The organism is Blattabacterium cuenoti (genome assembly GCF_014251795.1).
Lineage (GTDB): Bacteria > Bacteroidota > Bacteroidia > Flavobacteriales > Blattabacteriaceae > Blattabacterium > Blattabacterium cuenoti_AB.
The window spans coordinates 388172-408405 of record NZ_CP059201.1; the positions used below are offsets into that span (position 1 = coordinate 388172).

Annotated in this window: 35 protein-coding genes; 1 reads left to right on the plus strand and 34 read right to left on the minus strand. The window is 27.1% G+C overall.

The window, feature by feature from the left end:
* Window positions 1-35 precede the first annotated feature (35 nt).
* A complete protein-coding gene (locus H0H55_RS01840) occupies window positions 36-446 on the plus strand; it encodes a hypothetical protein (protein WP_185861061.1) in 411 nt (136 codons plus the stop codon).
* On the opposite strand, the gene nhaD is transcribed toward H0H55_RS01840, so the two are convergent.
* The 34 genes from nhaD to map all read right to left on the minus strand — a co-directional run bounded on the left by nhaD (window position 417) and on the right by map (window position 20234).
* Entirely contained in the window at window positions 417-1682 is a 1266-nt protein-coding gene (gene nhaD / locus H0H55_RS01845; RefSeq protein WP_185861062.1) for a sodium:proton antiporter NhaD, read from the minus strand. The two genes, H0H55_RS01840 and nhaD, sit on opposite strands and share 30 nt — an antisense overlap.
* 25 nt (window positions 1683-1707) lie before the next feature.
* Window positions 1708-3012, minus strand: a complete 1305-nt coding sequence (eno, locus tag H0H55_RS01850) for a phosphopyruvate hydratase (protein ID WP_185861063.1) — start codon at window positions 3010-3012, stop codon at window positions 1708-1710.
* Window positions 3005-3442: a 50S ribosomal protein L17 gene (gene rplQ, locus H0H55_RS01855; RefSeq protein ID WP_185861064.1), complete on the minus strand. Its 438-nt coding sequence runs from the start codon at window positions 3440-3442 to the stop codon at window positions 3005-3007. Before rplQ ends, eno begins: the two co-directional genes overlap by 8 nt.
* Complete coding sequence (locus H0H55_RS01860; protein ID WP_185861065.1) at window positions 3432-4430, minus strand: DNA-directed RNA polymerase subunit alpha; 999 nt, start codon at window positions 4428-4430, stop codon at window positions 3432-3434. Before H0H55_RS01860 ends, rplQ begins: the two co-directional genes overlap by 11 nt.
* Before the next feature lie 11 nt (window positions 4431-4441).
* On the minus strand, window positions 4442-5050 hold the full coding sequence (rpsD, locus tag H0H55_RS01865; RefSeq protein WP_185861066.1) for a 30S ribosomal protein S4: 609 nt from the start codon (window positions 5048-5050) through the stop codon (window positions 4442-4444).
* Between the two features lie 15 nt (window positions 5051-5065).
* The gene (gene rpsK, locus H0H55_RS01870) at window positions 5066-5464 is read right to left on the minus strand and encodes a 30S ribosomal protein S11 (RefSeq protein ID WP_185861067.1); all 399 of its coding nucleotides are present in this window, start codon (window positions 5462-5464) and stop codon (window positions 5066-5068) included.
* Between the two features lie 3 nt (window positions 5465-5467).
* Window positions 5468-5848: a 30S ribosomal protein S13 gene (gene rpsM / locus H0H55_RS01875; RefSeq protein WP_185861068.1), complete on the minus strand. Its 381-nt coding sequence runs from the start codon at window positions 5846-5848 to the stop codon at window positions 5468-5470.
* A gap of 5 nt (window positions 5849-5853) precedes the next feature.
* Complete coding sequence (gene rpmJ / locus H0H55_RS01880) at window positions 5854-5970, minus strand: 50S ribosomal protein L36 (RefSeq protein ID WP_022565077.1); 117 nt, start codon at window positions 5968-5970, stop codon at window positions 5854-5856.
* Window positions 5971-5991: 21 nt separating this feature from the next.
* Entirely contained in the window at window positions 5992-6207 is a 216-nt protein-coding gene (gene infA / locus H0H55_RS01885; protein WP_185861069.1) for a translation initiation factor IF-1, read from the minus strand.
* Window positions 6208-6263: 56 nt separating this feature from the next.
* Window positions 6264-7646: a preprotein translocase subunit SecY gene (gene secY, locus H0H55_RS01890; RefSeq protein WP_185861070.1), complete on the minus strand. Its 1383-nt coding sequence runs from the start codon at window positions 7644-7646 to the stop codon at window positions 6264-6266.
* 9 nt (window positions 7647-7655) lie between these two features.
* Complete coding sequence (rplO, locus tag H0H55_RS01895; protein WP_185861071.1) at window positions 7656-8120, minus strand: 50S ribosomal protein L15; 465 nt, start codon at window positions 8118-8120, stop codon at window positions 7656-7658.
* On the minus strand, window positions 8113-8613 hold the full coding sequence (gene rpsE / locus H0H55_RS01900; protein WP_185861072.1) for a 30S ribosomal protein S5: 501 nt from the start codon (window positions 8611-8613) through the stop codon (window positions 8113-8115). Before rpsE ends, rplO begins: the two co-directional genes overlap by 8 nt.
* A 7-nt stretch (window positions 8614-8620) precedes the next feature.
* Window positions 8621-8944: a 50S ribosomal protein L18 gene (rplR, locus tag H0H55_RS01905; protein WP_185861073.1), complete on the minus strand. Its 324-nt coding sequence runs from the start codon at window positions 8942-8944 to the stop codon at window positions 8621-8623.
* Between the two features lie 5 nt (window positions 8945-8949).
* The gene (gene rplF, locus H0H55_RS01910; protein ID WP_185861074.1) at window positions 8950-9495 is read right to left on the minus strand and encodes a 50S ribosomal protein L6; all 546 of its coding nucleotides are present in this window, start codon (window positions 9493-9495) and stop codon (window positions 8950-8952) included.
* Between the two features lie 28 nt (window positions 9496-9523).
* On the minus strand, window positions 9524-9907 hold the full coding sequence (gene rpsH / locus H0H55_RS01915; protein WP_185861075.1) for a 30S ribosomal protein S8: 384 nt from the start codon (window positions 9905-9907) through the stop codon (window positions 9524-9526).
* A gap of 15 nt (window positions 9908-9922) precedes the next feature.
* On the minus strand, window positions 9923-10192 hold the full coding sequence (gene rpsN / locus H0H55_RS01920) for a 30S ribosomal protein S14 (RefSeq protein ID WP_185861076.1): 270 nt from the start codon (window positions 10190-10192) through the stop codon (window positions 9923-9925).
* Complete coding sequence (rplE, locus tag H0H55_RS01925) at window positions 10185-10751, minus strand: 50S ribosomal protein L5 (RefSeq protein ID WP_185861572.1); 567 nt, start codon at window positions 10749-10751, stop codon at window positions 10185-10187. Before rplE ends, rpsN begins: the two co-directional genes overlap by 8 nt.
* Window positions 10735-10971: a 50S ribosomal protein L24 gene (gene rplX / locus H0H55_RS01930; RefSeq protein WP_185861077.1), complete on the minus strand. Its 237-nt coding sequence runs from the start codon at window positions 10969-10971 to the stop codon at window positions 10735-10737. The genes rplE and rplX overlap by 17 nt, the downstream gene beginning before the upstream one ends.
* 18 nt (window positions 10972-10989) lie before the next feature.
* The gene (gene rplN, locus H0H55_RS01935; RefSeq protein WP_185861078.1) at window positions 10990-11361 is read right to left on the minus strand and encodes a 50S ribosomal protein L14; all 372 of its coding nucleotides are present in this window, start codon (window positions 11359-11361) and stop codon (window positions 10990-10992) included.
* Window positions 11361-11627, minus strand: coding sequence for a 30S ribosomal protein S17 (rpsQ, locus tag H0H55_RS01940; protein WP_185861079.1), 267 nt, complete (start codon window positions 11625-11627; stop codon window positions 11361-11363). The genes rplN and rpsQ overlap by 1 nt, the downstream gene beginning before the upstream one ends.
* Window positions 11611-11811, minus strand: coding sequence for a 50S ribosomal protein L29 (rpmC, locus tag H0H55_RS01945; protein ID WP_185861080.1), 201 nt, complete (start codon window positions 11809-11811; stop codon window positions 11611-11613). The genes rpsQ and rpmC overlap by 17 nt, the downstream gene beginning before the upstream one ends.
* Window positions 11808-12221, minus strand: coding sequence for a 50S ribosomal protein L16 (rplP, locus tag H0H55_RS01950; protein WP_185861081.1), 414 nt, complete (start codon window positions 12219-12221; stop codon window positions 11808-11810). Before rplP ends, rpmC begins: the two co-directional genes overlap by 4 nt.
* 19 nt (window positions 12222-12240) lie before the next feature.
* Window positions 12241-12936 (minus strand): 30S ribosomal protein S3, encoded by a 696-nt coding sequence (gene rpsC / locus H0H55_RS01955; RefSeq protein ID WP_185861082.1) that lies wholly within the window; start codon window positions 12934-12936, stop codon window positions 12241-12243.
* A 2-nt stretch (window positions 12937-12938) separates the two neighbouring features.
* Complete coding sequence (locus tag H0H55_RS01960; protein ID WP_185861083.1) at window positions 12939-13322, minus strand: large ribosomal subunit protein uL22; 384 nt, start codon at window positions 13320-13322, stop codon at window positions 12939-12941.
* The gene (gene rpsS, locus H0H55_RS01965; RefSeq protein WP_185861084.1) at window positions 13319-13612 is read right to left on the minus strand and encodes a 30S ribosomal protein S19; all 294 of its coding nucleotides are present in this window, start codon (window positions 13610-13612) and stop codon (window positions 13319-13321) included. Before rpsS ends, H0H55_RS01960 begins: the two co-directional genes overlap by 4 nt.
* Window positions 13613-13626: 14 nt before the next feature.
* Complete coding sequence (gene rplB, locus H0H55_RS01970) at window positions 13627-14451, minus strand: 50S ribosomal protein L2 (RefSeq protein ID WP_185861085.1); 825 nt, start codon at window positions 14449-14451, stop codon at window positions 13627-13629.
* A gap of 5 nt (window positions 14452-14456) precedes the next feature.
* Window positions 14457-14747: a 50S ribosomal protein L23 gene (rplW, locus tag H0H55_RS01975; protein WP_185861086.1), complete on the minus strand. Its 291-nt coding sequence runs from the start codon at window positions 14745-14747 to the stop codon at window positions 14457-14459.
* On the minus strand, window positions 14744-15376 hold the full coding sequence (rplD, locus tag H0H55_RS01980; RefSeq protein ID WP_185861087.1) for a 50S ribosomal protein L4: 633 nt from the start codon (window positions 15374-15376) through the stop codon (window positions 14744-14746). The genes rplW and rplD overlap by 4 nt, the downstream gene beginning before the upstream one ends.
* Window positions 15367-16005, minus strand: a complete 639-nt coding sequence (gene rplC / locus H0H55_RS01985) for a 50S ribosomal protein L3 (RefSeq protein WP_185861088.1) — start codon at window positions 16003-16005, stop codon at window positions 15367-15369. The genes rplD and rplC overlap by 10 nt, the downstream gene beginning before the upstream one ends.
* Window positions 16006-16014: 9 nt before the next feature.
* Window positions 16015-16320, minus strand: a complete 306-nt coding sequence (rpsJ, locus tag H0H55_RS01990) for a 30S ribosomal protein S10 (protein WP_015429998.1) — start codon at window positions 16318-16320, stop codon at window positions 16015-16017.
* A 22-nt stretch (window positions 16321-16342) separates the two neighbouring features.
* Window positions 16343-18457 carry an elongation factor G gene (gene fusA / locus H0H55_RS01995; RefSeq protein ID WP_185861089.1) on the minus strand — a complete coding sequence of 705 codons (2115 nt, stop codon included), beginning with the start codon at window positions 18455-18457 and terminating at the stop codon, window positions 16343-16345.
* Between the two features lie 10 nt (window positions 18458-18467).
* Window positions 18468-18944, minus strand: a complete 477-nt coding sequence (gene rpsG / locus H0H55_RS02000; RefSeq protein WP_185861090.1) for a 30S ribosomal protein S7 — start codon at window positions 18942-18944, stop codon at window positions 18468-18470.
* An 8-nt stretch (window positions 18945-18952) separates the two neighbouring features.
* A complete protein-coding gene (gene rpsL, locus H0H55_RS02005; RefSeq protein ID WP_185861091.1) occupies window positions 18953-19330 on the minus strand; it encodes a 30S ribosomal protein S12 in 378 nt (125 codons plus the stop codon).
* Window positions 19331-19406: 76 nt separating this feature from the next.
* On the minus strand, window positions 19407-20234 hold the full coding sequence (gene map / locus H0H55_RS02010) for a type I methionyl aminopeptidase (protein ID WP_185861092.1): 828 nt from the start codon (window positions 20232-20234) through the stop codon (window positions 19407-19409).

A 20234-nucleotide genomic window follows, 5' to 3' on the forward strand; every position in this document is an offset into this window, starting at 1 on the left:
TTACAAAATAACAAAAAAAAAGATTCTATTATGTTATGTTCCGTAATGTTTTATCTATATCTATAGGAATTTTAATAAGTATCATAGAAATATTTTATGCAATTAAGATTGTAAAAAAATATTTTGAAAAAATAAGATTGATACCATTAAAACAATTCAAATATATCTTAATTAAAGCGCCTACTGAATTTTTCATTTTTTTAATTTTCATTTATGCTTTTAGTGCTTTATTAGGAGGATTAATCACTGCTTTTTTTTCAAAAAATGCAAAAAAAGCTTATGCTATATTAACAGGTTTTATTTTATTTATTATGATACTATTTCATATGTTTTTTTATCCATTTCCATTATGGTTCAAAATAATAATTTTACCTATTTTTTTCTTTTTTTCATATATAGGAGGAAACTTTATAGAATTATTGCAAAGAAAAAAATGGATAAATTAATAGATAAATAAATCCAGATATATATCCCATTAAAGCAATCCAACTAATTTTTTTTAAATACCAAAAAAAATCTATTTTTTCCATACTCATAGCTGCTACACCTGCCGCGGATCCTATCAAAAAGATACTTCCTCCTGTTCCAGAAACATAAGCTATAAAATGCCATAAGTCATGATTTATAGGATAAGAAAACATAGATATGGTAGCAGCTACTAAAGGAACGTTATCTATAATAGAAGAGATTAATCCAAATAAAAAAGTTGTAATCTTCCACGTATAAACAGTTTCATTGATCCAATGAGATAAAGTATATAATATCCCCATGGATTCTAAAGAAGAAACAGAAAGTAAAATTCCTAAAAAAAATAAAATACTAGATATATCGATTTTTTTTAGCGTATCATTTAATATAGATTTTGATCTATATTTTTTAGATACTATGAGAAGCATAATACTTAGAGAAAACATCATTCCCATATATGGAGGAATTCCTATTATAGTTTTCAAAACTGGAACAAGTAACATTAAAAATAAACCTATTTTTAACATAAAAAAACCTCTATTGAGAGAATCAAGATTATTATTTTTTTCTATTTGAATAGATCCATTAAAAATAGGCATATAAGATGCTATTAAAGTAGAAATAACCATACATAATATAGATGGTATCAATATTTTTTTTAAGAGATGAATTGTAGTTACTTTATTAGAAATCCATAACATGGTTGTAGTTATGTCCCCAATAGGAGACCAAACTCCTCCTGCATTAGCAGATATAATGATTAATCCTAAATAATATAAACGATCTTTATAATTTGATACGGTTTTTCTCAATAAAGAAATTAAAACCATAGTAGCTGTCAGATTATCTATTATAGCAGATAATAAAAAAGAAATTATACTTATAATCCATAAAAACTTACGTTTTGTACTTGTAAAAAATAATTCTTTTAGAGCTTCGAATCCAGAATACTTTTCAATAATAGCAATAATAGACATAGCTCCAATAAGAAAAAAAACAATTTCAGATGCTTTTCCTAAATGAAATAATAATAAATGCTTGGGATCTTCTTTTGGAATTAAATGTTGATCTAGTTCATAAACAGGAAGATTAAAAAATATAATCAAAGACCAACAAATAGTAGCCATTAAAATAGATGAAATAACTTTATTTATAGAAAATAAATTCTCAAAAGTAATTAATAAATATCCAAAGATAAAAATTAAAATTACCATTGATTTTTATACTCTAATAAAATATTTAATTCCATTTTGAATAAAATGAATTTTTTCCAAGAGCATTCTCAATACGTAATAATTGATTATATTTTGAAACTCTTTCAGAACGACATAAAGAACCTGTTTTTATTTGTTCAATATTAAATGCAACAGAAAGATCTGCTATGAAAGGATCTTCAGTATCTCCAGAACGATGAGATACAATATTTTTATATTTATTTTTTTTAGCTACATTTATTGTTTCAATTGTTTCCGTTAATGTTCCTACTTGATTTACTTTAATTAAAATAGAATTTGCTACTTTCTCTTCTATTCCTTTTTTCAATTTTTTTACTTGTGTTACAAAAAGATCATCTCCCACCAATTGAACTTTATCTCCTATTTCATGAGTTAACAATTTCCATCCTTCCCAATCATGTTGATCCATTCCATCTTCAATAGATATAATTGGATATTTTTTAATTAAATAAGATAAATAATTAATGTGTTCTTCTCTCGTTTTAATCAAATCTTTTGTCTTTTTTTCTGGCTTTTCAAACTTAGAATAATCATATTGATTTTTTTCTTTTTCATAAAATTCAGATGCAGCACAATCTATAGCAATAGCAATTTGATCATAAGGTTCGTAATTAGCTATGTGTATAGCTTCTAATATAGAATCTAAAATACTTTCAATACCATTATTCTTAAAATTAGGAGAAAAACCCCCTTCATCGCCTACATTTGTAGAAAAACCTTTATGATTTAACATATTTTTTAGTTGAAAAAATACTTTATGTCCCATTTGAAGCGCTTCTCTAAAAGTATTGGCTTTAACAGGAATTATCATAAATTCTTGAAAAACTATAGAAGAAATATTTGAATGTCTTCCCCCATTAATAATATTGATTAATGGTATAGGTAATGAACAAGTATAAACTCCTCCAATATATTTATAAAGAGGAATTCTCAACTCATTAGAAGCTGCTTTTACGGTAGCTAATGAAATAGCCAAAATAGCATTAGATCCTAATCTTGTTTTATTCTCTGTTCCATCCAATTCTAACATCAGTCGATCAATGCTAATTTGATCTAAAACAGATTTTCCGATTAGTTCAGGAGCAATAATATCATTTACATTTTGAACAGCTTTTAAAACACTTTTTCCAAAAAAAACATTTTGATTTTCATCACGTAATTCAAAAGCTTCATTTTTTCCCTTTGACGCTCCAGATGGAACAGAGGCTCGTCCTAATATATGATTTTCAGTTATTACGTCTACTTCTACAGTAGGATTTCCTCTAGAATCTAATATTTGTCTAGCTTGAATCTTTTTAATTTTACTCATTGTTATTGTTACTACTATGTTTTTTTCTGCTCCGTCTTATGGATTTTACTCTTTTTTTAGAAGTATATATTTCATTAAAATCTACGAATTCAATCAGGGAATAAGAAGCTTGATCTCCAAAACGAAATCCAGTTTTTATTATTCTAGTATACCCACCAGAACGTTCACGTACTTTGTGAAAAGTATCCTTAAATAATTCTGATACCGCTTCTTTATCTTTTAAATACGAAAAAATATTTCTTTTAGAATGAATTGTGTTAATTTTTGATTTTGTTATAATAGGCTCTATATATTTTCTTAAAGTTTTAGCTTTAGCCAAAGTTGTAAAAATTCTTTTCTTTTTTATAAGAGAAGAAGCAATGTTAGAAAGAAGGGATTTACGATGTCCATATTTTCTTCCCAAGTGATTATTTTTATTTTTATGATTCATTTAATTTAAATTCTCCTATGTTCATGCCAAAATATAATCCTTTATCCTTCATTTTACTTTCTAGTTCATCTAGTGATTTTTTACCAAAATTTCTCATTTTTAACATATTATTTCTTTTACAACTCACTAAATCTGCAATCGTATTTATAGAAGCTGACTTTAAGCAATTTTTTGTACGAACAGATAAATCCATATCACTTAACTTAGACATTAATAATGTTCGCATTCGTATAAATTCTTCATCATATTTTTTTTCTTTATTAATTTTTTCTTCTTTTTTCTCACCTATTTTTTCATAAGAAAAAATAGAAAAATACTGAATTAATATTTTTGAAGCCTCCATTAAAGCCAATTTTGGAGATATAGATCCATCCGTTATTATTTCTAATGAAAGATTTTCAAAATCCGTTTTTTGTCCTACGCGACAGCTTTCTATTGTATATTTCACATTTTTAATTGGAGTATAAATAGAATCAATCGAAATAGTTTCAATAGAATCTTGATTATTCTTTTTATTTTCTTCTGCAGGAACATAACCTCTTCCTTCTTCAATTGTGAAACTTATATCTAAAGGAATTGATTCATCTTTATTACAAATAACTAAATTATCGTTCAAAATTTGAAATCCAGAAATGAATTTATTCAAAATTTTTCCTGTCACTTGTTTCTCCTGATTTATATGAACGTTAACTGTTTCTTTACAAGTTCCTAATATTTTTTGTTTAAAACGAATTTTCTTGAAATTTAAAATAATTTCAGTTACATCTTCAAGAACCCCTTCTATAGTAGAAAATTCATATTTAACTCCTTTAATTTTAATAGAAGTTACTGCGAATCCTCTCAAAGAACCCAATAAAACTCTTCTTAATGCATTACCTAAAGTCATTCCATATCCTGGTTCTAAAGGTTTTAAATGAAAAATGCCCTTACTATCTGAAAATTCAGATATTGTAATTTTATTAGGTTTTACGAAATCTAGAATAGCCATTTAATTTACTACTATTTTGAATATAATTCAACAATTAATTGTTCCTTAATATTTTCAGGAATTTGTGCTCTTTTTGGCATCATTCTAAATATACCAAACATGTTTTTTTCATCCAAAATCAACCATTCCACTATTGGTCCTGTTTTATTGTGTATAGAATCTAATATTACAGGGTGTTTTTTTGATTTTTCTTTAATTTCTATTTTATCTCCAGGTTTTAATCGAAAAGATGGAATGTTAACTATTTTATTATTCACAATAATATGTCTATGAGAAACAATTTGACGAGCAGAAGATCGAGATGGTGCAAATTTTAATCTAAAAACTATGTTATCTAAACGACTTTCACATGCTTGCAACAATAACTCTCCAGTTATTCCTTTTTTTTTCGAAGCTTCAAAAAATAAACTTTCAAATTGTCGTTCTAATATTCCATAGGTATACCTCGCTTTTTGTTTTTCTATTAATTGAATAAAATATTCTGAACGTTTTCCTCTACGACGGTTAGCTCCATGTTGACCAGATGGATATTTTCTTCTTTCGAAATATTTATCTTCCCCATAAATACACTCCCCAAATCTTCTAGATATTTTGGTTTTTGGTCCTATATATTTTGCCATAATTTTAAAAAAATATCAAACTCTTCTCCTTTTAGGAGGACGACAACCATTATGTGGTAAAGGAGTAATATCTTTTATTATTGTTACTACAATACCAGAATTACTCAATGCTCGTATAGCAGCATCTCTTCCTGCTCCAGGACCTTTGACTTTAACTTCCACCTTTTTTATTCCAGCGTTTAAACCTTCTTTTGCTACATTTTCTGCTACCATTTGAGCAGCATATGGAGTATTTTTTTTAGATCCTCTAAAATTCATTTTACCAGCAGAAGACCATGCAACTACGTCCCCTTTTTTATTTGTTAAAGTTATAATAATATTATTAAAAGTAGCTTGGATATGAGCTTCCCCCACAGAATCTACTACTACTGATTTTTTTCTACCCTTTCCCTTTCCCAATGATGATTTGACCATATTTTATGTTGCTACTTTCTTTTTATTTGCTACTGTTTTTTTTCTACCTTTTCTGGTTCTACAATTATTTTTTGTCTTTTGTCCTCTTAATGGTAAACATTTTCTATGTCTAGTTCCGACATAACAGCCTATATCCATTAATCGTTTAATATGAAATTGTATTTCAGATCTTAATTCTCCTTCAATCTTTATATGATCAGATATATATTTCCGTATCTTACTTATATCATCATCAGACCAACTCTCTACTTTTTTATTTTCATCTATTCCAATTGAACAGAGTATTCTTTTTGATAGACTTTTCCCCACTCCATATAAATAAGTAAGACCGATAACTCCCCTTTTAGATTTTGGTAAATCCACTCCTGAAATTCTTACAGACATAAAAATTAACCTTGTTTTTGTTTAAATCTAGGATTTTTTTTATTAATAATACGAAGACGTCTTTTTCTTCTAACAATTTTACAGTTATCAGTTCTTTTTTTTAAAGATGCCCTTACTTTCATAACATAAAAATTTGATTCGATTTAATATCTATAAGTTATTCTTCCTCTTTCTAAATCATAAGAAGACATTTCTAATCTTACTTTATCTCCTGGCAATATTTTTATATAATGCATTCTCATTTTACCTGAAATATGAGCTTTTACAACACATCCATTCTCTAATTCTACACGAAACATCGCATTCGGAGATGAATCTATGATAATGCCATCAACTTCAATATGCTTTTGTTTAGCCATACATATAAATAATTTGTTTAATATAAAACATAAAAATAATATATACAAAAAAATTATTATCTAGTATATCTACTACTACGATATTTCATCATCATTAATTCATCATAATGATAGTTCAAAAGATATATGTTCACTTGCTGTAAAATGTCTAGAATTACTCCTACTACAATTAGTAGAGAAGTTCCTCCATAAAATAAAGAAAAATTTTGTGTAAAACCCAAACGAAAAACAATAGAGGGAAGTATTGCTATGACTGATAATAAAAAAGCTCCAGGCAATGTGATTGTTGATAAAATGCGATCTATATACTCAGCAGTCTCTTTTCCAGGTTTAATTCTAGGTATATGTCCTCCACTTCTTTTCAAATCATTGGCCATTTGATTTACTGGAATAGCAATAGCTGTATAAAAAAAAGTAAAAATTATGACTAACAAAGAAATAGTTAAATTATACCATAATCCATAAATATCTTGAAAAAGATGAAAAAAACTTTTTATGTTAGTGTTTTTTACATAATCAGAAAAAGTTAGTGGAAACAACATAATAGCTTGAGAAAATATAATAGGCATAACTCCAGCTGCCGTCATTTTTAGTGGAATATATTGATGCTTTTTATTGTGTATTGAATCTAATCCTAAAGACTTATAATGAGAAACATATTGTACTGGTATTTTTCTAACAGCTTGAATAATTATAATAGAAAACAAAATAACTAATAACCATAATAAAAATTCAAGAAACAAAATTATTAATCCTCCATTTCCAATTTCCAATTTACTAATAATTTCCTTACTGATAGCATCTGGAAAACGCGCTATTATTCCAGACATTATAATTAAAGAAATTCCATTTCCTATTCCTTTATCCGTTATTTTATCTCCCAACCACATGGTAAATAAAGTACCTGAAGTTAAAATCATTATTCCTATAATCCAAAACATACTTTTCCCATGAAAAGTATTTAAATTAATTAAATAAGCAATTCTTGAAGAAGAAAAAGGAATAAATTGTTGAGTCAAAGAAACGAGATACACAGGAGCTTGTATTAAACATATTCCTATAGTTAACCATCTCGTTATAAAATTAATTTGTTTTCTTCCGCTTTCTCCATCTTTTTGTAATCTTTGCAAATAAGGAATAATTATACACATCAATTGTATAATAATAGATGCAGATATATAAGGCATAATGCCTAAAGCTAAAACTGATGCACGATTAAAAGCCCCACCTGTAAAAGAGGATAAAATTTGCATTAATCCTTTAGATCCTGAATTAAATTTTTCTATAAAATTACTAATTCCTAAAGGATTAATACCTGGAAGAGGAATATAAGCACCAAAACGATATACTAACAATAAACCTAAAGTGATTATTATTTTTTTTCGTAATTCTTTAACATTCCAAATGTTATAAACAGTCATTATAAAATTTTTATTCATAAATTTTGTTTATGTAAATACAGCTTCTCCCCCTATTTTTTTTATAGATAATAAAGCTTTTTTACTAAATTTGGATGCATATATTTTTAATGGGATGTTAAGTTTCCCTCTTCCTAAAATTTTAACAAAATCATTTTTCCTAATCAAATTATTTTTGATAAAGAATTCTTTATTAACGATATTTTTTCCTTCTTTTTTAATACGATCTTGAATTGTGTCTAAATTAATTCCAACAATTCTTTTACCGAAAACATTTCTTTTAAATCCAAATTTAGGTATTCTTCTTTGAAAAGGCATTTGTCCTCCTTCAAATCCTTTTTTTTTAGAAAAACCAGATCTAGATTTAGCTCCTTTATGTCCTCTACCACAAGTTCCTCCTTTTCCTGAACCTTGTCCTCTACCTAATCTTAATTTCTTTTTATTAGATTTATGGTTTGGATGTAAACAATTAATAGTTAAAAAACTTTTATCCATCGTATACTTTTTTTGTGTTTATTCCTCTTTGTTTTGCTATTATATAAACATCTCTCATTTTACTTAATGCTTTGATCGTTGCTTTTATAACATTATGATGATTAGACGATCCTTTAGATTTAGACAAAACATTTCTCAATCCTGCAGCTTCAAGAACGGCCCTTAAAGGACCTCCAGCAATGATTCCAGTCCCATCAGATGCAGGTTTGATCAGAATACGCGCTCCCCCATATTTAGCCTCTTGTTTATGAGGTATGGTTCCATTAGAAATACATACCTTAAAAAGATTTTTTTTTGCTTGCTCTCCAGCTTTATGAATAGCATCAGGTGCTTCTTTAGATTTTCCAAATCCATAACCTACTATTCCATTTTCGTTTCCTTTAATAACAATAGCACTAAAACTAAAATACCTTCTTCCTTTAGTTACCTTACATACTCTTGTTACTCCAACTAATTTTTCTTTTAACTCAAATCCTGTATATTTTATTGACATATTTTATTTAAAATTCTAACCCAGCTTCTCTCACTCCATCAGCTAAAGATTTAACTCTTCCATGATATAAATATTTTCCTTTATCAAATACTAATTTTTTTATTTTCAATTTCATTGCCTTGTTTCCTAATCGTTTTCCTACTTTATTAGCTATTTCTGTTTTATTTTTTTTATATTTTCGAAATTCTTTTTCTTTTGAAGAAGAAAAAACTAAAGTTTTTCCACATAAATCATCTATTATTTGTGCATATATTTCTTTATTGCTTCTAAAAACGGAAATTCTAGGTCTATTTGGATTTCCGAAAATTTTTCTCGATTTTTTATTTTTCATATAATTTAAGCAGATTTTCCTGCCTTTCTTCGAACTTCTTCTCCAAAATATCTAATTCCTTTTCCTTTATAAGGTTCTGGAGTTCTGAAAGATCTAATTTTAGCAGCGATTATTCCCAACAACTGTTTATCATAAGATTTTAAAATAATAATAGTATTTTTAGCTTTCTCAGACTCTATTTTTATATTAATTTCCTCAGGAATTTGCATCATAATATTATGAGAAAAACCTAAACTTAAATCTAAAATTGATTCATTATAAAATGCTCTGTAACCAATTCCTACTAACTCTAATTTTTTTTGAAATCCTTTTGTAACTCCTATTATCATATTTTTTATTAACATATGATATAACCCGTGTAAAGATTTATATTTTTTATTTTCTTGATTTTTAGTAATTAACAATTTATTTCCATTTAAATTCAATTGAAATCCTTCTGAAATTTTTTGACTTAAACTTCCTAAAGAGCCTTTTACCAATATATTTTGATCAAAAATCTCAATATTAACATCTTCAGGGATAAAAATAGGCTTCTTCCCTATTCTAGACATTTTTTTTATAATTTAAAATTTAATCAATTCAATATATAAAACATAATATTTCTCCTCCTATTTTCTTTTTTCTTGCTTGCTTATCTGTAATAACTCCACTAGAAGTAGAAATTATAGCAATTCCTAATCCGTTTAATACTCTAGGTATATTTTTATATTTACAATATTTTCTTAATCCTGGTTTACTAATTCTAATAATTTTTTGAATAACAGAAGTTTTTTCTTTATAATATTTTAAAGCTATTTTAATTATTTTTCTATCATATTCAAATTTATAACCTAATATGTATCCATTTTCTAATAAAACACGAAGAATCTCTTTCTTCATTTTAGAAGATGGAACTTTAAGTAATTTATGTTTTGCTAAACTAGCATTTCGAATTCTAGTTAAAAAATCAGCAATAATATCCATACGTTATGTTTTTTTTCACCAACTTGCTTTTTTTACTCCAGGAATAAGTCCTTGAGAAACTAAATTTCTAAAAATAATACGAGAAATTCCAAACTTACGCATATATCCTCTACATCTACCAGTAATAGAACATCTATTTCTTAAACGAACAGGAGAAGCATCTCTAGGTAATTTTTGCAATAGCTGATAATTTCCAGCTTTTTTTAAAGCTTTTCTTTTACTTGCATATTTCAAAACCATTTTTTCTCTTTTTCTTTGTCTTGCTTTAACTGATTCTTTAGCCATTTTTATTCTTTTTAATTTTAAAAGGTATTCCAAATAAAGACAAAAGACTTTTAGCTTCTTCATTATTTTTTGCAGAAGTTACAAATGTAATATTCATTCCCATATTTTTTTTAATTTTATCAATACTTATTTCAGGATAAATTATTTGTTCTATAATTCCCATATTATAATTTCCACGACCATCAAAACTATTTTCTTTCACTCCATTGAAATCCCTAACTCTAGGTAAATAAACAACAATAAGTCTTTCTAAAAATTCATACATTTTTACTCTCCTTAAAGTAACTTTGACCCCTATAGACATTCCTTTTCTAAGTTTAAATCCGGATTCATCATGTTTAGAATAACAAAAAACAGCTTTTTGTCCTGTTACATCTGTTATTTCATTCATGGAATGATATATGATTTTTTTATCAAAAACGGAAGAACCTACCCCTTGATGAATCACTATTTTTTTTAATTTAGGTACTTCCATAATAGAAATATATCTAAATTTTTTAATTAAAGCAGGAACTATTTTTTTTTTATAAAATTCTTGAAATTTAGATTGATAAATCACTTTCAATTTTTTTCAAATTAGATAAATGTATAGGAGCTTCTTTTTCTATAATACCACCTTTAGGTTGTTTTGGAATAGGTTTAGTATGTCGTTTAACCATATTGATTCCATCTATAATAGCTTTATTTTTTTTATAAAAAACTTTCGTAACTATTCCTTCAATCCCCTTATAATTTCCTGATAAAATTAATACTTTATCTTTTTTCTTTATTTTTTTCATGAAAATTTGTTTGTTTTTTTACAAAACTTCTTGTGCTAAAGAAATAATTTTCATATATTCTCTTTCCCTTAGTTCTCTTGCTACTGGACCAAAAACTCTTGTTCCCATTATTTCTCCAGAAGTGTTAATTAACACACAAGCATTATCATCAAAATTTATGTAAGATCCATCTTTTCTTCTAGTTCTGTTTTTTGTTCTAATTATTACAGCTTTACAAACTTGACCTTTTTTAACTATACTTCCTTTAGAAACAGCTACTTTTATAGTAACTACTATAGTATCACCTAATGAAGCATATCTCTTTTTAGTTCCACCTAAAACTCTAATAATTAAAACTTCTTTAGCTCCTGTATTATCGGATACTCTACACCTAGATTCTTGTTGTAACATTATACATTAAATTTTTCTAAAATATTAACTAATCTCCAACATTTTCTTTTACTAACAGGACGCATTTCCATGATACTTACTTTATCTCCATTTTTAGAAATATTTTTTTCATCGTGAACCATATATTTTTTATTTTTCGTAATACTTTTTCCGTAATATCTATGTTTCACCTTTTTGATTTCATGTACTATAATCGTTTTATCCATTTTATCACTAACAACTATTCCTTGTCTTTGTTTTCGAATGTTTCTAGTTTTTTTTATCATTAATTTTTTTATTATATTCAGTTTTTAATTTGGCAATATTTTTCCTGATAAATTTAATTTGCATAGGATTTTTCAACATTTTTATGTGATGATTAAATTTTATATTTTGGTAGTTTTTTTTCAACTCACTAATTTTCTTAATCAAATTCCTAATGGATAAATTTTTTATGTCTAAATTATTCATAATTCATTAGAATAAATAAATTTTATTTTTATAGGAAGTTTTTGAGCAGCTAATCTTAAAGCTTCTTTAGCTACATCCATTTCAACTCCATCTATTTCAAATAAAATTCGACCAGGTTTAACTACAGATACCCAGAATTCAACAGGACCTTTTCCTTTTCCCATACGGACTTCTTGTGGTTTTCTTGTAGCTGGCTTATCAGGAAAAACATTAATCCATAATTGTCCTTCTCTTTTCATATATCTTGTTGCAGCAATTCTCGCAGCCTCTAATTGTCTAGAAGTGATCCAAGCTCCTTCTAAAGCTTTGATTCCATACAAACCTCGAGAAAGAAAAATACCCTTTTTTGCATTTCCACGAATTCTTCCTTTTTGTTTTTTTTTATATTTTGTTTTTTTTGGTTGTAACATGTTGATGAAAAAAATTTATTTACTTCTTTTTTCTATTAAAATGATGAGATTTTCTATGTTTTTTTTGAATTCCTAACAATGGAGATAATTCTCTTTTTCCGTATATTTCCCCTTTCATAATCCATACTTTAACTCCTATACTGCCATAAATAGTATGAGCCACTTCCATATGGTAATCAACATCAGCACGAAAAGTTCCAAGAGAAATTCTGCCTTCTTTATAAGTTTCACATCTTGCCATTTCCGATCCATTAAGCCTTCCTGAAATCTGAATTCTTATACCTTGGGCATTAGTTCTGACAGCGGAAAGAATAGATACTTTAATGGCCTTTTTATAAGAAATACGATTCTCTAGTTGTCTAACTAAACCTTTAGCAATTAGTGGAGCATCTAATTCAGGACGTTTAACTTCAGATATATTAATTTGAATTTCTTTTTTAGTAAGTTTCTTTAATTCTTTTCTTACTGTATCTACTTCATCTCCTCTTTTTCCTATAACAAGTGCAGGTCTTGATGTTCTAATAGTAATTGTTATAAATTTCAAAGTTCTTTCTATAAAAATACGAGAAACTATTCCTTTTGGAAATCTAGCTTCTATATATCTTCTTACTTTAAAATCTTCTTGTATTCTATCTTTATAATTATTGCACCAACTAGATTGCCATCCTGTTATAATTCCAAGTCGATTCACAATTGGATTAGTTTTTTGTCCCATAATTATACTTCTTTTTTTTCATCTTTTTTTTCATCCAAAAAAACTATAATATTACTTGATCTTTTTCTAATTCTATGGCCTCTTCCTTGAGGAACAGGTCGTAATCTTTTCAAAGTTTTACCTTGATTCACTTTAATTTCTTTTATGTATAAAAATTTTTCTTTTTCATAAGAAGATTGATCATTTTTATTTTTCCAGTTAGATAATAGAGAGATCAGTAATTTTTTGAAAAAAATAGAAATTTTTCTTTTTTTACTATAATTTAACAAATCTATAGCTTTTTGTATTTCTTTGTTTCGAATTAGGTTTGCTATCAATCTTACCTTCCTTGGAGAATTTCTAACACCATTCAAAGAAGCTGAAACTATGCTAGTTTCCTCTTTCATACTTTTTGATTTTTTATTTTCAATTTATTTTTAGACCCAGCATGTCCTCTAAAAATCCGAGTTGGAGCAAATTCACCAAGTTTATGCCCAATCATATTTTCTGTAACATATACATTGATAAATTGTTTTCCGTTATGAACGGCAAAAGTTTGTCCTACAAAATCAGGTAAAATAGTAGAAGGTCTAGACCAAGTTTTAATTACAGTTTTCTTATCTAATTTAATATTGTTCAATACTTTTTTATACAATGCTTGAGAAACATACGGTCCTTTTTTCAAAGATCTTGCCATAATTATAAATTATTTTATTTTTTTCTTCTTTGCAAAATATATTTATCAGAATATCGTTTTTTAGAACGAGTTTTAAATCCTTTAGATGGTTTTCCTTTTCTATCTCTAGGTATTCCACCAGAAGCTTTCCCTTCTCCTCCACCCATTGGATGATCTACTGGATTCATAGCAACACCTCTTGTTCTAGGTCTTCGTCCTAAATGACGCATTTTTCCTGCTTTTCCATATATTTCTAACTGATGATCAACATTAGAAATAATTCCAATTGTAGCCATACAAGTTATCATTATCATTCTAATTTCTCCAGAAGGAAGTTTAATAGTAGCATACTTTTCATCTTTCGCAAATAATTGAGCGAAAGACCCTGCACTTCTCGCTATTTTAGCGCCCTGACCAGGTTTAAATTCTATACAAGATATGTTAGTTCCCAAAGGGATATCGCTTAAAAAAGTAGAATTTCCTATATTAAAAGGAATACTTTTTCCTGAAATTACTTTTTGTCCCACTTTTAATCCTTCTATTGTTAGAATATATCTTTTTTCTCCGTCTTCATAATGAAGTAAAGAAATAAAAGAAGATCGATTAGGATCATATTCTATAGATTTCACAACCGCATAAATACCAAATTTTTTTCTTTTAAAATCTATTATTCTGTACTTTCTTTTGTGTCCTCCTCCAAAATAACGCATTGTCATACGCCCCATATTATTTCTTCCCCCAGATTTACATTTTCCTTTCACTAAAGTTTTTTCGCAATTAGAACTAGTAAGTTTATCAAAAGAATTTACAATTTTAAAGCGTTGACCAGGTGTTATGGGTTTTAATTTTTTTACTGACATCGGATTTATTTTTGATTAATATTGAATAAATCAATTTCCTGATTTTTATCAAATTGAACAATAACTTTTTTTATTTTATTAGTTCTTCCATAAAGAAATCCTTTTTTAGTATACTTAGATTTATCCTTTCTAGGATAAATCATTGTTCTGATATTTTTTATGTTCAATCCAAACAATTTTTTTATCTTTTTTTTGATTTGAATTTTATCAAAATTTATATTCACAGAAAAAGTATAACAATTATATTTCTTTCCTTTATAAGACTTATCTGTGATAAAAGGTTTAATTAAAATCATATTGAATCTAAAAATTTAGATATTCTATTTATAGAATTTTCTGAAAAAATAATATATGCAAAATTTATTAATGAAAAACAATCTAATTCATTTACAATTAATAATTTAAAATTCTTTAAATTTCTAGAAGACAAATATAAATTTTTATTTATTTCTCCAATTATCATTAATGATTTGTGATTAGTTAATTGTAAAGATTTTAGTAATTTTAAAATAAACTTAGTTTTTGGAGTTTCTAATTGAAAATCCTCTATAATGAGTACTTTATTATGTACTAATTTTTGTTCAATAAGAAATTTTCTAACTATATTTTTAGTACGTTTATTTAATTTTGTCAAATATTTCCTTGGTTTAGGACCAAATACTCTTCCTCCTCCTCTGAAAATAGGGTTTTTTATATTTCCTTTTCTAGAACCTCCTGTTCCTTTTTGTCTATGTAATTTTTTAGTGCTTCCAGACAATTCTCCTCTTTCTTTAGACTTATGTGTCCCCTGACGTTGAGCTAATAAATATCTTTTTATTTCTAAATATAAGGGATGACGATAAGATTTTTTAAAAAAAATCTTATCATTAAATTTTATTTTCTTTTCAGTATAGTTACCTTTAATATCTAAAACTTTTAATTCCATTCTTTTTTTTGAATCATCAAATATGAATTTTTGTTACCTGGAACTGAACCTTTTAAAAACATAATATTATAATCAAAATCTATCTTTAATATTTCTAAATTTTTAATAGTCACACTTTTTTTTCCCATTTTACCAGCCATTTTTTTACCTTTAAAAACACGTGAAGGATCAGATCCTGCTCCTATAGATCCTGGAGCTCTCAAACGATTATGTTGTCCGTGAGTTTTTTCGCCTACTCCTGAAAAATTATGTCTTTTAATTACGCCTTGAAAACCTTTCCCTTTAGAAATTCCTTTTATATCAACCAATTCTCCTTCTTTAAAAAAATTAATACTGATCAAATTCCCCATAGTAAAATTACTATGAATCTTTTGATTCATTCTAAACTCTAATAATTTTTTTTTAGGAGATAATCCTGCTTTTTTAAAATGATTTAATAAAGATTTGTTTGTTTTTTTTATTTTTTTATCATCTATACCCAACTGAACAGAAGAATATCCATCATTTTTTATTGTTTTTATCTGAACAATATAACAAGGACCTACTTGCACAATTGTACATGGAACATTTTCACCATTTTTTAAAAACATACTAGTCATCCCTATATTTTTCCCTATTAATCCAGACATATTTTAATTTTATACTTTTATTTCTGCTTCCACTCCACTAGGCAATTCTAACTTCATTAATGCATCTACTGTTTTAGACGAAGCATTATGGATTTGCAATAATCTTTTATGAGTAGGAAGAAAAAATTGTTCTCTCGATTTTTTATTTACATGAGGAGAACGTAACACTGTAAATATTTTTTTTTCAGTAGGTAAAGGTACTGGTCCATTTAATACTACTCCTGTAGGAAGAACCGAATTTACAATTTTTTCAGCTGATTTATCTAATAAATTATAATCATAAGATTTCAATTTAATTTTTATATCATGACCCATAACATGTCAATTTTTTACACTATTATTTTTTTACTTTTTTATTTTGATTTTTATTTTCTACAATTACATTATCCATCACAGCTTCAGGAACTATATCATAATGAGAAAACTCCATAACAGAGGTGCCTCTACCAGAAGATAGTGTTCGTAATACGGTAACATATCCAAACATTTCCGATAATGGAACCAAAGCTTGAATTACTTTTATATTATTTTTAGTCTTCATATTTTGTACAATTCCTCTTCTACGATTTAAATCTCCTATTATATCTCCCATATTTTCTTCTGGAATTAAAACTTCTAATTTCATAATTGGTTCTAAAAGAATTGGTTTAGCTTTTTTAGCAGCCTCTCTAAAACCTAACTTTCCTGCTAATTCAAAAGATAATTGATCAGAATCAACAGAATGATAAGATCCATCTAAAACGGTTACTTTTGCATTATCTATTTCATATCCAGACAAAGGACCACTTTTCATCATTTCTTTAAATCCTTTTTCTATAGAAGGAATATATTCTTTTGGAATATTTCCTCCTTTTATTTTATTAATGAAAGTTAAACCAGATTCCCCTATATTTCCGGGTTCAAGTCTAAATAAAATATCTGCATATTTTCCTCTTCCTCCTGTTTGTTTTTTATAAATTTCTCTATGTTCTACTAAATTTCTTAAAGCTTCTTTATATTCTACCTGAGGTTTCCCTTGGTTGACTTCTACTTTAAATTCTCGTTTCATTCTATCAACAATTATTTCTAAATGAAGTTCTCCCATACCAGAAATAATAGTTTGACCTGTGTAATTATCTGTCCTAACTTGAAAAGTAGGATCTTCCTCCATTAATTTTGATAATGCTAAACTCATTTTATCTATATCTGATTTATATTTAGGTTCAATAGCCAAACCAATTACTGGTTCAGGAAAAAATATTTTTTCCAGTAAAATTGGATGTTTCTCATCACATAAAGTATCTCCCGTTTTAATATCTTTAAAACCTACTACAGCTGCAATATCTCCTGCTCCGATTTTACTAACCGGATTTTGTTTATTTGCATGCATTTGATATATCCTAGAAATACGTTCTTTATTTCCCGATCTAACATTAAAACTATAAGAACCTGATTCTATTTTTCCAGAATAAACTCTAAAGAAAGCTAGTCGACCAACAAAAGGATCACTTGAAATTTTAAAAGCTAAAGCGGAAAAAGGTTCATTTTCGTTAGGTTTTCTCTTTTCTTCTTTTTGATTAATGGGATTTATTCCTACTATATCTTTAACATCAAGAGGAGAAGGCAAATATTTACATATGGCATCTAACATAGTTTGGACTCCTTTGTTTTTAAAAGAAGAACCACACAAAATAGGAATTATTTTCATTTTTATTGTATTTTCTCGTAAAGAAAGAATTATTTCTTTTTGTGATATAGAAGAATGGGGAGAATACAAAAATTTTTCCATTATTTTGTCATCATATTCAGATAATGCTTCAATAAGTTGATTTTTATGATCATTTACTATCTTTTTCATATTATCTGGAATAGGAATTTTTTGATAAGTCATTCCATAATTTTTATCATCCCATATAATTGCCTGATTAGCTATCAAATCTATAACACCTTGAAAATTATCCCCAATTCCTATAGGAATTTGTATAGGAACTGAATTCGCTCCTAAAATTTTTTTTATTTGAGAACAAACATTAAAAAAATCAGCACCCTGACGATCCATTTTATTAACAAAAGCTATCCTAGGAATCCCATATTTATCTGCTTGTCTCCATACAGTTTCAGATTGAGGCTCCACTCCATCTACGGAACTAAATAAAACTACCATACCATCTAAGACTCTCATAGATCTTTCTACTTCTACAGTAAAATCAACATGTCCTGGAGTATCTATAATATTAATTTGATATTTTTTTTGATTATACATCCATTCACAACATGTTGCTGCAGAAGTTATAGTGATTCCACGCTCTTGTTCTTGTTGCATCCAATCCATAGTAGCTGCACCATCATGAACTTCTCCTATTTTGTGGTTAATACCTGTGTAAAACAAAACTCTTTCTGTAGTAGTAGTTTTTCCTGCATCAATATGTGCTGCAATTCCTATATTTCTTGTATACTTCAAATTTCTTGCCATATAAAAATAACTAAAATCTAAAATGCGAAAAGGCTTTATTTGCTTCTGCCATTTTGTGAATATTTTCTTTTCTTTTCACTGCTTCTCCTTGTTCTTTAAAAGCTTCCCATATTTCATATGCTAATTTATTAGCCATTTTTTTTTCATGTCTAATAGAAGCACAAGATATTAATAATTTCATTGCTTTTGTTATCTTACTCTTAGAAGAGATAGGAACAGGAACTTGAATATTTGACCCACCCATACGACGACTTCTAACTTCCACATGAGGCATTACATTTTTTAATCCTTCTTTCCATATTTCTAACGCAGATTTTTCTTCTTTTTCTTTAATGATGTCTATTTTTTTCATAGCATCATAAAATATATTATAAGCTATATTTTTTTTACCATTTTTCATTAAATGATTCACAAAACGTGTAACTAGAGAATCATGAAATTTAGGATCAGGAAAATATACTTTTTCTTTTTTTTTTACTTTTCTCATAGAATAGTTTAATCTTTTTTAGCTATTTTAGCTCCGTATTTACTTCTACTTTTTTTTCTTCCATTAACTCCAGCTGTATCTCTGGCTCCACGCACTATTTTATATTTCACACCAGGTAAATCCTTGACTCTACCTCCTTTCACTAATACAATTGAATGCTCTTGAAGATTATGTCCTTCTCCTGTTATATAACTAATAACCTCTCTTCCATTAGTAAAACGAACACGAGCAACTTTCCGCATAGCGGAATTAGGTTTTTTTGGTGTCGTAGTGTAAACCCTAGTACAAACTCCTCTTTTCTGAGGACAATATTCTAAAGCCACAGATTTCCGTTTTTTAGAAACAGAAGTACGTCCTTTTCTAATTAACTGCTGTATAGTAGGCATATCCTATATTTGAAATGCAAATTATGTTATTTAACAGTAAATTACAAAACTTAATAATAAAAACAAAAATTTCATATCAAATATTATCAATATAAATTTTTTTATTTTGAAAAGGTTCTTCTTCTAATGTGTTAATATTAAGTTCTTTATAAATATAACGAAAAGTTGAAAGTAAACAAGGAGATCCATCTACAATAGCTACATTATGTTCATAGTGAGATGAAATCTTTTTATCTAAAGTCGTTATTGTCCATCCATCTTTGTGAAAAAAAACTTTAGATGTACCAATATTTACCATTGGTTCTATAGAAAGAACTAATCCTTCTTTTAATTTCAGGCCTTTTCCTTTTTCTCCAAAATTTGGTACTTTTGGATCTTCATGCATATTTTTACCTAATCCATGGCCTACAAGATTTTTTACCACATTGTAGCCATGTTTTTCAATAAAAGATTGAATTGAATAACCTATATCTCCAATTCTATTTCCACTTTTACAATTAGAGATTCCAATATAAAGAGATTTTCTAGAAAAATCTAAAAATTTTTTTGTATTATAAGATACTTTTCCTACTTCAAAAGTATAAGCATGTTCTCCATAAAATCCATTCATGTAAACACCACAATCTATAGATAAAATATCTCCTTCACATAAAGGAAGTTGATTTGGAATTCCATGTACAACTTGATGATTTGGAGAAACACATAAAGTATTTGGAAAGTCATATAATCCTAAAAAAGCTGGTTTACCACCATGATCACGAATAAAATTTTCTGCAAGTTTATCTAAATAAAGCGTATTAATTCCTGGTTTAATTTCTCTTGCTAACATTCCTAATGTTTTGGAAGCTAAAAAAGCACTTTTTTTGATTAGGATTATTTCTTCAATAGTCTTTAATTGTATCAA

What these genes read in the sequence shown, in the direction of transcription:
- rpsJ (WP_015429998.1), bottom strand. Translation starts at nt 16,320, where the DNA reads ATGGGTCATGATATAAAAATTAAATTGAAATCTTATGATTATAATTTA.
- rpsD (WP_185861066.1), bottom strand. Translation starts at nt 5,050, where the DNA reads ATGGCAAAATATATAGGACCAAAAACCAAAATATCTAGAAGATTTGGG.
- rplB (WP_185861085.1), bottom strand. Translation starts at nt 14,451, where the DNA reads ATGTCAGTAAAAAAATTAAAACCCATAACACCTGGTCAACGCTTTAAA.
- rplD (WP_185861087.1), bottom strand. Translation starts at nt 15,376, where the DNA reads ATGGAATTAAAAGTTTTAGATATTAAAGGTAACTATACTGAAAAGAAA.
- secY (WP_185861070.1), bottom strand. Translation starts at nt 7,646, where the DNA reads ATGAATAAAAATTTTATAATGACTGTTTATAACATTTGGAATGTTAAA.
- rpsN (WP_185861076.1), bottom strand. Translation starts at nt 10,192, where the DNA reads ATGGCTAAAGAATCAGTTAAAGCAAGACAAAGAAAAAGAGAAAAAATG.
- H0H55_RS01860 (WP_185861065.1), bottom strand. Translation starts at nt 4,430, where the DNA reads ATGGCTATTCTAGATTTCGTAAAACCTAATAAAATTACAATATCTGAA.
- rplO (WP_185861071.1), bottom strand. Translation starts at nt 8,120, where the DNA reads ATGGATAAAAGTTTTTTAACTATTAATTGTTTACATCCAAACCATAAA.
- rplF (WP_185861074.1), bottom strand. Translation starts at nt 9,495, where the DNA reads ATGTCTAGAATAGGGAAGAAGCCTATTTTTATCCCTGAAGATGTTAAT.
- rpsH (WP_185861075.1), bottom strand. Translation starts at nt 9,907, where the DNA reads ATGGATATTATTGCTGATTTTTTAACTAGAATTCGAAATGCTAGTTTA.
- rplP (WP_185861081.1), bottom strand. Translation starts at nt 12,221, where the DNA reads ATGTTACAACCAAAAAAAACAAAATATAAAAAAAAACAAAAAGGAAGA.
- rpsK (WP_185861067.1), bottom strand. Translation starts at nt 5,464, where the DNA reads ATGGTCAAATCATCATTGGGAAAGGGAAAGGGTAGAAAAAAATCAGTA.
- infA (WP_185861069.1), bottom strand. Translation starts at nt 6,207, where the DNA reads ATGGCTAAACAAAAGCATATTGAAGTTGATGGCATTATCATAGATTCA.
- H0H55_RS01840 (WP_185861061.1), top strand. Translation starts at nt 36, where the DNA reads ATGTTCCGTAATGTTTTATCTATATCTATAGGAATTTTAATAAGTATC.
- rpmJ (WP_022565077.1), bottom strand. Translation starts at nt 5,970, where the DNA reads ATGAAAGTAAGGGCATCTTTAAAAAAAAGAACTGATAACTGTAAAATT.
- rpsS (WP_185861084.1), bottom strand. Translation starts at nt 13,612, where the DNA reads ATGGCAAGATCTTTGAAAAAAGGACCGTATGTTTCTCAAGCATTGTAT.
- rplC (WP_185861088.1), bottom strand. Translation starts at nt 16,005, where the DNA reads ATGTCTGGATTAATAGGGAAAAATATAGGGATGACTAGTATGTTTTTA.
- rplN (WP_185861078.1), bottom strand. Translation starts at nt 11,361, where the DNA reads ATGTTACAACAAGAATCTAGGTGTAGAGTATCCGATAATACAGGAGCT.
- eno (WP_185861063.1), bottom strand. Translation starts at nt 3,012, where the DNA reads ATGAGTAAAATTAAAAAGATTCAAGCTAGACAAATATTAGATTCTAGA.
- rplX (WP_185861077.1), bottom strand. Translation starts at nt 10,971, where the DNA reads ATGAAAAAAATAAAGAAAAAAGATAAAGTATTAATTTTATCAGGAAAT.
- rpsL (WP_185861091.1), bottom strand. Translation starts at nt 19,330, where the DNA reads ATGCCTACTATACAGCAGTTAATTAGAAAAGGACGTACTTCTGTTTCT.
- rpsC (WP_185861082.1), bottom strand. Translation starts at nt 12,936, where the DNA reads ATGGGACAAAAAACTAATCCAATTGTGAATCGACTTGGAATTATAACA.
- rpmC (WP_185861080.1), bottom strand. Translation starts at nt 11,811, where the DNA reads ATGAATAATTTAGACATAAAAAATTTATCCATTAGGAATTTGATTAAG.
- rplW (WP_185861086.1), bottom strand. Translation starts at nt 14,747, where the DNA reads ATGATTTTAATTAAACCTTTTATCACAGATAAGTCTTATAAAGGAAAG.
- rplR (WP_185861073.1), bottom strand. Translation starts at nt 8,944, where the DNA reads ATGAAAAATAAAAAATCGAGAAAAATTTTCGGAAATCCAAATAGACCT.
- H0H55_RS01960 (WP_185861083.1), bottom strand. Translation starts at nt 13,322, where the DNA reads ATGAAAGAGGAAACTAGCATAGTTTCAGCTTCTTTGAATGGTGTTAGA.
- rplQ (WP_185861064.1), bottom strand. Translation starts at nt 3,442, where the DNA reads ATGAATCATAAAAATAAAAATAATCACTTGGGAAGAAAATATGGACAT.
- rpsE (WP_185861072.1), bottom strand. Translation starts at nt 8,613, where the DNA reads ATGTCAATAAAATATACAGGATTTGAGTTAAAAGAAAAATTAGTTGGA.
- rpsG (WP_185861090.1), bottom strand. Translation starts at nt 18,944, where the DNA reads ATGAGAAAAGTAAAAAAAAAAGAAAAAGTATATTTTCCTGATCCTAAA.
- rpsQ (WP_185861079.1), bottom strand. Translation starts at nt 11,627, where the DNA reads ATGATAAAAAAAACTAGAAACATTCGAAAACAAAGACAAGGAATAGTT.
- rpsM (WP_185861068.1), bottom strand. Translation starts at nt 5,848, where the DNA reads ATGTCTGTAAGAATTTCAGGAGTGGATTTACCAAAATCTAAAAGGGGA.
- fusA (WP_185861089.1), bottom strand. Translation starts at nt 18,457, where the DNA reads ATGGCAAGAAATTTGAAGTATACAAGAAATATAGGAATTGCAGCACAT.
- nhaD (WP_185861062.1), bottom strand. Translation starts at nt 1,682, where the DNA reads ATGGTAATTTTAATTTTTATCTTTGGATATTTATTAATTACTTTTGAG.